Genomic DNA, 12685 nt, shown 5'->3' with positions numbered 1-12685 from the left:
GGACATTCTCAACGACTCGTGACAGAAGTTGCGCAAAATCAGCCCTGTCAGGGCGCAGTCCCTTTGCGCGTTCGAACTTTGACTCCGTCGGCAACTTTGTCGCTGGGAAAGAGCACAACCTGTTCGCCGGGCTCAAGGCCTGAAGAAAGCAAGGCAGAAGTGGCACTTCGTTTCAAAACCGTCACGTGACGAAGTCTTGCTCGGCCGTCTTGGACTAGATAGACAGCCCAGCGCTGGCCGTCCTTGAACAGAGCTCCCAGCGGGATCTGCAGGGCCTCTTCGTTATTTGAAATCTCAATCTCAAGTTCGACGTGAAAGTTGTTGCCGATTTTGGGGGGAGGATTTTTTTGAAAAGCCATGACAATTTCAGTGCGCTCTTCCTCGATGCCTAAAGCGGACATTTTCACAAAACCGGCCTGACTGATGCGCACGACAGTGGCCTGAAGTGTTTCGCCGGTGCCCAGTCCTGACACTTGCACTTTTGCCCCCAGAGGAACTTTGGTGGCATCGGTCGTTAAAGCTTCGGCAAAGATTTCAAGATTTTGAGGATCTATGACGTCCAGAATCGGCTCACCACGTGCTATGGGACCAGCGGATTCGCGATAGATTTTGCTGATAACCCCTGTCAGTGGTGATGTTACGGGCTTGCGATAGTCCCAATTCAGGTGGGTGATGATTTGACCCTTCTTAAGAGCTTCACCGACCTTCCAGGGGACTTGCTCTAGATCTCCGGTCGCAAAGGCAGACACGGTCATGTTCGTTTTGGACCGGACGGTGCCGTCAATGCGTAGGCTTTCGATAAAGGGCCCTTTGGTAACGGTGATTATATCCACCTCGGCCCGTGGAGTTCTGACCAGCAGCCATACTGCAATCAGCGCCACCAATGCGATGATGGAGTAAACGACCTTCGACAAGGAAACTTTCGGCGACGTCATGGATTACTCCCTGGCCTTTAGCGCCGCTGTAAGATTCAACGCTCGAATCTTGGTGTATAAAAAGATACCTGCAACAATATAACACGAAATGATGACCACCGTAGCCAGAGCATATGTCTTATTGTTAACTACCAGTGGAAAAACAAAGGCATCAGTATGAATCCATTTTGTGCTGAGATACGACAGGCCATAGCCAAACACCAATCCTGGGGCCAAGGCCGTGATGACCTGCAGCCCGATCTCCAGAAAAAGGATCTGGAAAACCGGCGACACCGAAAAGCCGATGATTCGCAGACTGGCAAGTTCCCACGATCTTTCCGACAGATTGATGCGCATCATATTGAACAGGACCGATGCGGAAATCAAAGTGGCAAAAGCGATCAGAATTAATGTGAAGGTAAAGATCATGCCAGAAAGGGTGGCCGAAAAACTTTTTAGTACGCTGTCTTTGATCCCGACCGAAAGCACTTCGGGAAACTGCTTGAGACGGATGTAAATTCGGCTGTTTTGACTGGGGTCTGTTTTTAGATAGACCGTATTGATGCTGGGCACTTCCTGAAGCCAGCGAGTCAGATCCTCTTTTGTGGCATAGATGCCAGAGCCGACCACGTCTTCGACGAAGCCGCCGATCGGCGCGGTAAAGGGCGGCCTGGTTTTGTCCGAAACTTCAAAGATCAGCTCGTCCCCCACCTTGAGATCGTATTTTTTGCTATAGTACTGACTTAGCAGCACTTGGCCTTCTCTGGGTATAAGGGTTCTGCCATTCTTATCCAGAACTCTTCGCAGTGTCGAAATACTTTCCGAAGCTGTGATAGCGGTATTTCTTTCTATCTGACGAAAGCGCAAGCGAACCGGAACCGTACGGGCCCCCTCGATCAGATACACCCCCTCGATGCGTGATATTTCCGAAAGAACGTCGATGCGCCGTGGATGTACAAAGCGAACCTCAAGATCTTCGCGGCTGCTTTCAAAAAACTGTCGCTGGATAATGAAATCTATGATGTCAGTCCAGAATCCACCATTGACGACGATCGAAGTCGCAGCCGCCAATCCCAGAACCGACAAGACGGATCGCCAGGGGCGGGAGACAATGTTGCGGATGATGATCTTGGCGATAAAGCCTGATTGTCTGAAGAAGCCCCAGCTTTCAAAGGCTTTCTTTTTGTAGTTTGCGGGTGCCGGAGGACGCATGGCCTCTGCTGGTTGAAGATGAAAAATGCGATAGAGCACTTGCAGGGTGGCCAGCCACCCTGGCAAAAATATAGCGACCACCCCGATACCGAAAGCCTGAGCAGAAATAGCAAAACTGATCTGAGGAAAGCGGAAGTACTGTTCATAAAGAACGGCATACCAGCGGCCGATCCCGATGGCGAAGATCACGCCCGGTCCAAGACCAAAGAGCAGAATAAGCGAAATCAGCTTCCAGTAATAGAAGGCCAGCTCTTTTGATGAATATCCCAAAGACTTCAGTGCGGCAATCTGACTTCGTTGCAGATCAATCAGTCTGTTTATGACGGTGTGAAGAATAAAGATGGCCACCGCGATGAAAATTGTGGGTATTGTAAAGGACATGGAGCGTTGCTGTCGTATTTCGTCCTCCACGAAAAGATGACTGATCTGCTGACTGCGATCATAGGCTCCCAGACTGCCAAACTGCTCCAGCAGCGTATCCAGCTGTGACTTGACGCTTTGATCAGAGTGGGAATTGGTCAGTTGCAGGGTCAGGCTGTTAAAAGAACCCTGCATGTTACTGATTTGGGCCAGGTCTTCTTCTGCCATCCAAAATATTCCGTAGTGCTGATCATCAGGAAACATGGCAATGGGACTCAAAGCATAAACATAGTCCGGAGAAATTCCTATACCTGACACGTGGACCTTTCTTTTCTGTCCTTTTACGACGATGTCAAAGGAGTCTCCAGGAAGAAGATCATGTGCTTTGGCGAAGCTTTCATGCACCAGCACTTCCAGCGTGGCTGCTTTTTCAGGGAAGCGGCCCTGGCGCAGATAAATCTTATTCAGTCGCGAAGTGCCTAAGTACGACAGAACCCGTCCCAAAGCGGGTTCATCCTGATTGGGAAGGTCGATCAGTGCATCTTCAGCGATACGCCCTTCGGCGATGCGTACGCCGGGTATTTGCTGAGCCCGTACCACAAGGTGCTGTGGCGCACGGGAAAGATCCACGAAGATATCTGCAAAATTGTATTTCTGATAGTAGCTTTGCTGGGCTTTTCGTAAAGAATCATAAGAACTCCACGAAGCCAGAAGAACACCGACTCCGCAAGAGATCAGAAGAGACATAGCGATAATTTGCAATCGCAGGGTCTGAATATCCCGTAAAAGTTTTTTGCTCAAGGCCTTCACCAGCTCACCTCGTCGATGGAGATCTTTTGCGAATTCCAGTCTTCCTTGGAGATTCTTCCATCTGAGAAGTGCAGGACTCTGTCGGCAATTCCGGCAATCGAGGAGTTGTGGGTGATAATGACAATCAGGGTATTCAGTTCTTTGTGAACCTGATCGATCGCTTTTAACACGAGTTTTCCTGTTTGCAGATCCAAAGCCCCGGTGGGCTCATCACAAAAAAGTATGGAAGGACGTTTGGCAATAGCCCGGGCGATGGCGACACGCTGTTGTTCGCCGCCTGACATCTGCGAGGGGAAAAAGTCTTTGCGTTCGCTGAGACCCACCAGCCCTAAAGCCTCCGCAGCGGGCATCGGATCTTCCGAGATGTCAGTGACGAGATCGACATTTTCTATTGCGGATAGATTGGGAATCAGATTGTAAAACTGGAAAACAAAACCGACATGATTTCTGCGATAGAGTGTCAGTTGCTCCGGGCTCAGTCCCCTGAAGGATGTGTCCTGGTAATAGATGTCCCCGGAGGAGGCCGTGTCCAGGCCTCCCAGGATGTTGAGCAGAGTGGACTTGCCGCTGCCTGAAGGACCCAAAAGAACAACAAACTGCCCTGCGGAGAGTTCAAGGTTGACCCCGCGCAAGGCTTGAATGGTGACTTCACCCATTTGATATTCTTTTTTGAGATCTGTGCAGCGAAGTAAAGCTTGCGCAGAACTCATACACCTCCCGGCCAAGTCTCAGGAAGGTCCAGCTTGCTTTTGGTTGTGGGAATAGGCTGAAGCGCCGTGGTTTGATCTACAAAATAGAAACCGTCATATCTTTGTGCCGGAATTGTTTTTACATAGTTGGTGCCCCTTTTTTCGAACTGGGCTTGATAAACAACTCCCACCGCCCTGTGGCCGTAAGACCGGGTTCCCAGTGTTCCCTTGCGGGCCTCATCATCAAAAACAACATAGAAACGCCCGGCGTGAATCTCTTTGGCTGCCTTATGGCAGAAGTCTTCAAAGGAGGCCTCTTGAGCTGCAGGGAGAGCGATGGACGATTCGGGTCCTTCCCAAGCGGGGCTTGCCAGAACTTTTCCTTCGTAGGTGCCAAACCCCAGAAGGAATACTTGGTCCATGCCGTATTTTTCACGAGCCAGGCCTCCCAGATTGACATATCCCTCATGCAGCATATCGGTGGCGTGATAGTCCCCAATATGGCTGTTGTGGGCCCAGACAATGCACTTGCTGTCAGGCCCTTCACGCTGAAGCAGAAGATCCAGGGTGTCCATCATATGGTGATCCCGGACATTCCAGGATTGCGGTCCCCCGAATAACATCGAACGATAATAGTTTTCCGCGTGAGCGACAATGCGGGCATTTTGTTGGGCATTGAACAGGGATTTCCCATTCGCCGGCAGATCGCTTAAATGGATTCGCAGAAGATTGCGTAATCCGGCCAGGACCTCATGACGACAGCCCTCGGGAAATTTGACCAGAAAGCTTGCATAGGATTTTTCGTTTCTTTCGAAGGGCTCAAAGCAGGAATACTGCTTGCGGATTTCTTGCGCAAGTTTGGGATCCTGCTCGGAGGCAAATTTAATAACATGTTCGATGGATTCAAACAGGGAATAGACATCCAGGCCATAGAAGCCGGCTTTATAGTTTCTCATCCATTCGATCAATGAGGCCGTTTCGTCATTGGCCCAAAGCCAGGTAGGCCAGCGATGGAACTGCTTCATGACTTCACGAGCAGAGCCTCCGGCACCGGTTTGGATATAATCGTTGAGCTTTTGGCAATCCGGCCAATCGCCTTCAACAGCGATAAACTTGAAGCCGTGATTTTGAATCAAACGCTCTGAAATCTGCCGTCGAATATTGTAAAATTCATGCGTGCCGTGAGTGGCTTCTCCCAGCATCACCACCCGTCGTGTGGACATGATTTTAATAAGGTCATCCAGGCTTTCATAGGTTGTGATAGCATGTCCTTTGTCTTTAAGGTCATGTACAATCTGCTCCATCGGGTGTTCTTCCATGGGACTGGAGAGATGTTTGCTAAACCAGTTTGCAGCCAGTTCCACAACTTCTTCCATGGCACCGGGCTCTTCAAACAGGTGGGTTGCGCGGGGGATGATGGCCATTCGGGCATTTTTAATCTTTCTTTCCGCCAGCCCGTTGTATTCGAGCACCTTGGTGTCTTTTCCACCGACGATCAGAAGGGTGGGGCAAGGCACACGTGAAAGATATTCGTCGGCCAGATCAGGGCGTCCACCTCTGCTGACAACGGCAGTGATAGAATGTGCTGACTGAGCTGCGGCTGCCAAAGCGGCGGCAGCGCCGGTGCTGGCGCCAAAGTATCCAATAGGCATCATTTCTCCTGCGAAGGCCTGAACTGCGGCCTCTGTGGCGCGAAGCAAACGCCGGGACAGCAAGGGAATGTTAAATACATTGCTGCGATCTTCGGCTTCTTCAGGGGTTAAGAGGTCAAAAAGAAGAGTGCTGAACCCGAGCTTGTTCAGTTCTGCAGCCACTTTGCGGTTACGTGGGCTTTTGCGACTGCTTCCACTTCCATGGGCGAATATGATTAGACCTTGGCCATGCGCAATTCTTTGCAAGTCCCCTTGAAGTTCGACAGGGCCATCGGTGATGGTCAGGGCTTCTTCATAGTTTTTGCTTTCCAGGCGGGCCTCTCCGAGCAGTCGGACGACCTCTTCGTCGGGAACCTGATCGAATCTGTCGTACCAAAGGCCCACTGCTCTGAAGTCATCCGGCACAAGAGGGCAAACGACAACATCCGTCACACGACGAAGTTTCTCAATGGAATCGGCAGCCCCCACAGGAGCCGCGACGATCAGTTTTCGCGGCCTTCTTCCTTTGAGAAATTCAATAGCCGCAAACAGAGTGGATCCCGTGGCTATGCCATCATCAACCAGAATGACGGTGCGATCTTTGACATCCAGTGTGCGACGATGGACTTTGAACTTTTGCAGCTGTTCTTGAATTTCTTTGGTCTTCTGCTGGGCCGTCTGGCGCAGATAGGTGGAGCTAAGACCCAGTGTCTTCACCAGTCCATCGTTATAGATGGGTTTTCCATCTTCGCTAACAGCCCCGACCGCCAGTTCAGGTTGTCGGGGAGCACCGATCTTTTTAACCATCAGAAGATCAAACGGGCAGTGTAGAATTTTTGAAATTCCCGCCGCAATCGGAACGCCTCCGCGGGGAATGGCCAGAATCAGGGGGTCTTCATCCTGATAAGGCAATAACAGTCTGCCAAGTACCTGGGCTGCGTTCTCTCGGTCCTTAAATCTTTCCATCGCACCCTCCGAATCATTTGGGCGTAAAAAGTATCGGTTATTGAATAGTCCAACCGCCGTCAGCAACCATGGCGTGGCCTGTGACGAAAGACGCTTTTTCTGAACTCAACCACAATACGGCCTGTGCGATTTCCTCGGGTCGTCCAATGCGACCCAGCGGAGTAGATGAGGTAAGTTGTTCGGCCTGTTCAGGGTTGTGTTTAAAGACCCGATCCAACATCGGTGTTGCGATGGCACCAGGGCAGATCGCATTGACCCGAATATTCTTTTTCGCATATTCAAGAGCTGCCACTTTGGTAAGACCCAGAACGGCATGTTTGCTGGCAACATAAGGGGCCATCTTTTCAAATCCGACCAGACCGGCAATAGAGGCACAGTTCACGATGCTGCCACCTCCGGCCTTGGCCATATGAAAAAGCTGATACTTCATACATAGCCATACTCCACGCAAGTTGGTGTTTAAAACGCCTTCCCAGTTTTCGTCGGTGATGTCTTCAAAGGCGCTTTCTTCGCCTTCGACTCCGGCGTTATTAAAGGCGTACTGAATTGATCCAAATCTTTCTACGGCCGCGAAGAAGGCGGTATTCACTTCCAAATCAATACTGACGTCACAGGTGAAGTGAGCCGCAGGGACATCCAGCGTTCGTTTGATAATGTCCACGGTTTCAGCGGCGTGCTCTTCATTGTAGTCCACGACTGCCACCGGAATGCCGGCTTGAGCATAGGCGATAGCTGTGGCGCGACCGATTCCAGACCCAGCACCGGTGATAAAGGCGGCTCCGTTTTTCATTTTTTTGCTCCTGATCGAGGGGTGGTGTTGTTGGCCCTGATGACAATCACGGGGGCCGGAGACTTTAGGATGATTCTGCGAGCGATGCTCCCTAAAAAAGCCCTAAGCACCATGTTGCGGCCGTGAGTTCCCATGACGACCAGATCGGCCTCATCCAGCAGACCCCGCAAGGAGTCCTCCAGATGCGCTTCACGAGTCAGTAGTTTGAAGTTGATCTTCAGTCCGTTCTTTTCCCAGCGCTGCACTGTTCGTTGGAGATCACGATAGGCATCATCACTCATCTGGCTGAACATCTTTTCCAGATCAAAGGGGATGGCGCCGGTTTGGTAGAAACTTTCTTTTATCTTCAGGACCTGTTCGCCAATACTGTGCACCATTTGCACCGAGGTCGGAACTTCCTTGGAAAAATTCATCAGAAATTTTTCAGCGCTAATGCTAGAAGAGCTGAAATCTGTCAGAAACAGGACATTCAGTTCCTTCCTAAAGTTGATGATACGATTTTTTTCCTGGGCCACAGGACCCAGGACGAAAACCGGCAGCGAGGCGTTGCGAATCACCTCTTCGGCAACACTGCCCAGTAGAAGCTTTTTAAGGCCCTTTTTCCCCTGTGTCCCCATAATCAGCATTCGACAGTCGGCCGCACTCTTGGTGGCGGCCAGAATTTCCTCAGCGGGAATGCCATACTTTAGATCGAGCTTGGCAGTGACCTGGCTCTTTTTCATTCGCTTCAGGACTTGAGAGCGAATGCCGTCAAACTCGCTCATGATGAAATTTAGATTCTCATTTTTGAACCAGGAAGGTTTCAGATCGGCGACAAAGACGATCTCTAGGTTGAGCTTAAGTTTTTGCGCAAGTTGGATGGCATTATCCTGAAGAAGACGGGAGCGTTTTCTTCCAGTGGAGGTCTGTGCGGCAAGATCGTCAGCTAATATAAGATTGGGACCAGCCACAAGCTCCTCCTGAGCAGGGTGAATAACTGTTATCGTCCTCAGGTATTCTGGCCCTGGAGAAAGACTGCGGCAAAATGAATCAGGTAAGTTTGTAGTCTTTCAAATAGGGAACTGTTGCCAGGCACGGTTGATGGCTGGCACAGGTCCTAGGCTTGGGATCTTCAAGTGGAATGACAATAAAAAAACCCACGACATTTCTGCCGTGGGTTTGGAAGTAAGATCTATTGAATTTAGAACTACTTTTTCAGCATGGAAGCCATTGTGGTTCCCATGTCTGCCGGAGAGCGGGAGATTTTGCAGCCAGCCGCCTCAAGAGCCTTGAACTTCGCTTCAGCTGTACCTTTACCACCGCTGATGATCGCGCCGGCGTGACCCATACGCTTACCCGCTGGAGCCGCAGCACCCGCGATGAACGCCGTGACAGGCTTTTTGAAGTGAGCTTTGATGTATTCAGCAGCTTCTTCTTCAGCCGTACCACCGATTTCGCCGATCATGATAACGCCGTCAGTGTCTGGATCTTCATTGAACATTTTTAGAACGTCGATGAAGTTTGTGCCGTTTACTGGGTCACCACCGATGCCCACGCAAGTGGACTGGCCGATACCAAGTGCGGTCAACTGACCAACAGCTTCGTAAGTCAAAGTTCCAGAGCGGGAAAGAACGCCGATGCGACCTGGTTTGTGGATGTGACCAGGCATGATACCGATCTTGCACTCGCCCGGAGTGATAACGCCAGGGCAGTTTGGACCGATCAAGCGTGTGCGCTTGCCTTTCATGTATTCTTTTACCTTCACCATATCCAAAACAGGGATGCCTTCAGTGATACAGATTACAAGATCCAAATCAGCATCAACGGCTTCCATAATGGAATCAGCTGCAAATGGAGGTGGAACGAAAACCACAGAAGCGTTGCAACCCGTGGCTGCTTTGGCTTCTTTCACAGTGTTGAACACTGGAAGCCCGATGTGAGTTGTGCCACCTTTACCTGGAGTCACGCCGCCCACCATTTTAGTTCCGTAAGCCAATGCCTGCTCAGAGTGGAAAGTCCCTTGAGCACCAGTGAAACCCTGGCAGATTACTTTCGTGTTTTTATTAATAAGAATTGCCATGTTTGCTTATCCTTTAATCGCAGCAACGATCTTTTGAGCTGCATCAGTCAAGTTGTCGGCTGGAGTGATGTTCAAGCCAGACTCTTTCAACATTTTCTTACCAAGTTCAACGTTTGTACCTTCAAGACGTACAACCAATGGAACTTTCAGGCCCAACTCTTTGGAAGCTGCGATCACACCTTCAGCGATGATGTCACATTTCATGATACCACCGAAGATGTTCACCAGGATTCCTTTTACGTTTGGATCTTTCAGGATGATTTTGAACGCCTCAGTCACTTTCTCTTTGTTAGCGCCACCGCCAACATCCAGGAAGTTTGCTGGTTCCGCACCGTGCAATTTGATGATGTCCAAAGTCGCCATCGCAAGACCTGCACCGTTCACAAGGCAGCCGATGTTACCATCAAGCTTGATGAACGCCAGATCGAACTTGGAAGCTTCGATTTCAGAAGGCTCTTCTTCGTTCAGGTCACGCATTTCAACGATATCTGGATGACGGAACAAAGAGTTGGAGTCGAAGTTCATCTTCGCATCCAAAGCAAATACGTCACCCTCTTTTGTTACCACAAGAGGGTTGATCTCTGCGATAGAGCAGTCAGTTGCGATAAATGCGTTGTAAAGACCCTGGAAGAACTTCACAGCCTTGTTAACAAGGGAAGGATCCATGCCGATTTGGAAGGCCAATTCGCGAGCCTGGAATGGCATCAAACCTACTGTCGGGTTGATGTCGACTTTTTTGATCGCGTTTGGATTGTGTTCAGCCACTTCTTCGATGTCCATACCACCTTCGGAAGAAGCCATCATTGCGGCTCTGCCAGTGGCACGGTCAATCAGACACGCCACATAGTATTCTTTGGCGATATTGCAACCTTGTTCGATAAAGACTTTTTGAACAACTTTACCTTCAGGACCTGTTTGGTGAGTCACCAAAGTCATGCCGATCATTTTTTTGGTGAATTCAGCCACTTCGTCCAAAGACTTAGCAACTTTAACACCGCCGCCTTTACCGCGACCACCAGCGTGGATCTGAGCTTTAACAACCCAAACGCTTCCGCCGATTTCTTTTGCTGCAGCCACAGCTTCTTCCGGAGAATGCGCCAGTTTCCCTTTCAGGGTGGCTACTCCGTATTTTCTCAAGACTTCCTTCGCCTGATACTCATGAATATTCATTTAGATTTTCCCTTTTTATAGTTTTAAAAAGAAGTCCAGTGCTGCCACCTGTGATGACAGCACATCCTGCGCCGGAGCGCGATTACTGAACCGTTTTAAGAGCGGACACCAAAGTGCGAACTGCATCCACAGACTTTTTGAACTCTTCCTGTTCTGCAGGAGTCATTTCAAACTTGTGAACTTTTTCGATACCTTTGCCACCCACAGTTGCCAGAACGCCCACCATCAGGCCTTCGTTCACACCGAATTCACCAGTCAGCTCTACTGCAACTGGAAGAACACGTTTTTGGTCTTTCAGGATAGCTTCAGCCATTTCAACCGCACCGCGGGAAGGAGCATAGTAAGCAGAACCTGTTTTTAAGTGGCCGCCGATTTCAGCACCCGCTTGTTTTGTTCTTTGGACGATCGCCGCGATTTTGTCAGCAGGCAATAGCTCTGTCAGAGGAATGCCGGATACGGATGCATGACGAACAAGTGGCATCATCGCATCACCGTGGTTACCGATCACGATACCAGTAACGTCTTTAACGGATACACCCAGCTCTTCAGCGATGAAGGTGCGGAAACGAGCCGAATCCAAGCAGCCACCCATGCCGATAACACGCTCACGAGGGAAGCCCAGGATTTGTTTTGCGTAAACAGCCATAACGTCCATTGGGTTACAAACAACGATAACGAAAGAGTTCGGAGCGAACTTTTTAACGCCTTCGCAGACATCTTTAACGATTTTCGCGTTGATACCAACAAGCTCGTCACGGCTCATGCCCGGCTTGCGTGGCATACCTGCAGTGATGATCACAACATCAGAGTCAGCGATATCTTCGTATTTGTTTGTACCTTTGATGTTGGTGTCGAACATCTCGATAGCGGATGCTTGAGCCAAGTCCAAAGACTTCCCGATAGCCGCGCCTTCATTCACATCAAGAACTACAACATCTCCAAGTTCTTTTTGAGCTGCCCAGTGAGCAGTAGTTGAACCAACGAATCCCGCACCAATGACGGCGATCTTATTTCTTTTGTGTGCCATTGTAATCTCCTTCAGGCATCAGAGCTTGCAGGACAAGGACCCCGACGAAGTGGACTTCGCAAGTGCGGTCATTCCCCTACAAGCTCTTAAAATGAATAGAAAAAATAAAAACTTGCGTTCGATGACCCATTCAATATCAAATCGTATTTAGAGACAACAATTACCGCTCGGCGCAGAGGCGCTTGGAGAGAGAATCTGGACCGGAAATGAGCATCATCAGCCTGCAAGACGTCACAGTGAGCTTTGAAGACCACACGGTTCTGAAGTCGATCGACCTGGAAATTCCGGCGGGGGAGTCTTTCGTCATTGTGGGCCCCAGCGGGCAGGGTAAAACAACCCTGCTGAAGGTCATGGCAGGCCTTGTAACCCCTCAAAATGGCAGAGTTTTTGTTGAACAAAAGGAATGGATAACGCTGGGCAGAAAAGAGCGCCTTGCGGTGTTAAAAAAGGTGGGTATTTTGTTCCAAAAAAATGCCCTGTTCGATTCTTTGACCTGTGTTCAGAACATCAGTTTTCCGCTGCGTGAAACCACCCCGCTTTCGGACTGGGAAATAACAAAAAAAGCAGAGTACTTCTTGGATGCTGTTGGCATTCCTCATGCTCGTGATTTGTACCCCGATGAAATCAGCGGTGGGATGCAAAAGCGCCTGGGTATTGCCAGAGCACTTGCTCTAGATCCAGAGATTATTTTTTACGATGATCCGACTGCGGGCCTGGATCCGATCACTTCACGAAAGATCATTGAGCTGATTTTGAAGTTGAAGAAAGAAAAAGGCTCCACCATTGTTGCGATCACCAACGACATGAATCGCGCATTCCAAATGGCAGATCGAATCGGTGTGGTTGTCGATCAGGAATTAATCATCACCGGAACTCCAGAACAGACAAAAAATCACGCCGATCCTCGTGTGCATCAGTTTGTCAGGGGTCTTTTGCAAGGTCCTCTGACCACCACTGCCTGATTCTTTCTAAAAGCTCAGAAACTGGACGTTGACGAAAGGCTCACATTGCCGGTTGACCCACTGTCTTGAGCCCATCTAACATGAGAAGGTGATTG

General features: G+C 49.8%; 10 protein-coding genes. 1 reads left to right on the top strand and 9 read right to left on the bottom strand.

Annotated features, from left to right (window positions below; all coding sequences use genetic code 11):
- Positions 1–47 precede the first annotated feature (47 nt).
- The 9 genes from ACZ50P_RS16880 to mdh form a co-directional block, all read right to left on the bottom strand.
- On the bottom strand, positions 48–935 hold the full coding sequence (locus ACZ50P_RS16880; RefSeq protein WP_464132514.1) for an efflux RND transporter periplasmic adaptor subunit: 888 nt from the start codon (positions 933–935) through the stop codon (positions 48–50).
- Between the two features lie 3 nt (positions 936–938).
- Positions 939–3287, bottom strand: a complete 2349-nt coding sequence (locus ACZ50P_RS16875) for an ABC transporter permease (protein WP_464132512.1) — start codon at positions 3285–3287, stop codon at positions 939–941.
- A gap of 5 nt (positions 3288–3292) precedes the next feature.
- Complete coding sequence (locus ACZ50P_RS16870) at positions 3293–4006, bottom strand: ABC transporter ATP-binding protein (protein WP_464132511.1); 714 nt, start codon at positions 4004–4006, stop codon at positions 3293–3295.
- Positions 4003–6582: an alpha/beta family hydrolase gene (locus ACZ50P_RS16865; protein ID WP_464132509.1), complete on the bottom strand. Its 2580-nt coding sequence runs from the start codon at positions 6580–6582 to the stop codon at positions 4003–4005. Before ACZ50P_RS16865 ends, ACZ50P_RS16870 begins: the two co-directional genes overlap by 4 nt.
- Positions 6583–6619: 37 nt before the next feature.
- Positions 6620–7372, bottom strand: coding sequence for an SDR family oxidoreductase (locus ACZ50P_RS16860; protein ID WP_464132507.1), 753 nt, complete (start codon positions 7370–7372; stop codon positions 6620–6622).
- Positions 7369–8322 (bottom strand): universal stress protein, encoded by a 954-nt coding sequence (locus ACZ50P_RS16855; RefSeq protein WP_464132505.1) that lies wholly within the window; start codon positions 8320–8322, stop codon positions 7369–7371. Before ACZ50P_RS16855 ends, ACZ50P_RS16860 begins: the two co-directional genes overlap by 4 nt.
- 236 nt (positions 8323–8558) lie before the next feature.
- Positions 8559–9431 carry a succinate--CoA ligase subunit alpha gene (gene sucD, locus ACZ50P_RS16850; protein WP_464118993.1) on the bottom strand — a complete coding sequence of 291 codons (873 nt, stop codon included), beginning with the start codon at positions 9429–9431 and terminating at the stop codon, positions 8559–8561.
- Positions 9432–9437: 6 nt separating this feature from the next.
- Entirely contained in the window at positions 9438–10601 is a 1164-nt protein-coding gene (gene sucC / locus ACZ50P_RS16845; protein ID WP_464118991.1) for an ADP-forming succinate--CoA ligase subunit beta, read from the bottom strand.
- Positions 10602–10683: 82 nt separating this feature from the next.
- Positions 10684–11628 (bottom strand): malate dehydrogenase, encoded by a 945-nt coding sequence (mdh, locus tag ACZ50P_RS16840; RefSeq protein WP_464118989.1) that lies wholly within the window; start codon positions 11626–11628, stop codon positions 10684–10686.
- A gap of 206 nt (positions 11629–11834) precedes the next feature.
- On the opposite strand from mdh, the gene ACZ50P_RS16835 reads away from it, so the two are divergent.
- On the top strand, positions 11835–12590 hold the full coding sequence (locus tag ACZ50P_RS16835; RefSeq protein ID WP_464132504.1) for an ABC transporter ATP-binding protein: 756 nt from the start codon (positions 11835–11837) through the stop codon (positions 12588–12590).
- Positions 12591–12685: the final 95 nt, after the last annotated feature.

The sequence above is a fragment of the Bdellovibrio sp. CKG001 genome (assembly GCF_055397465.1).
This window is presented reverse-complemented; position numbering and strand designations above follow the sequence as displayed.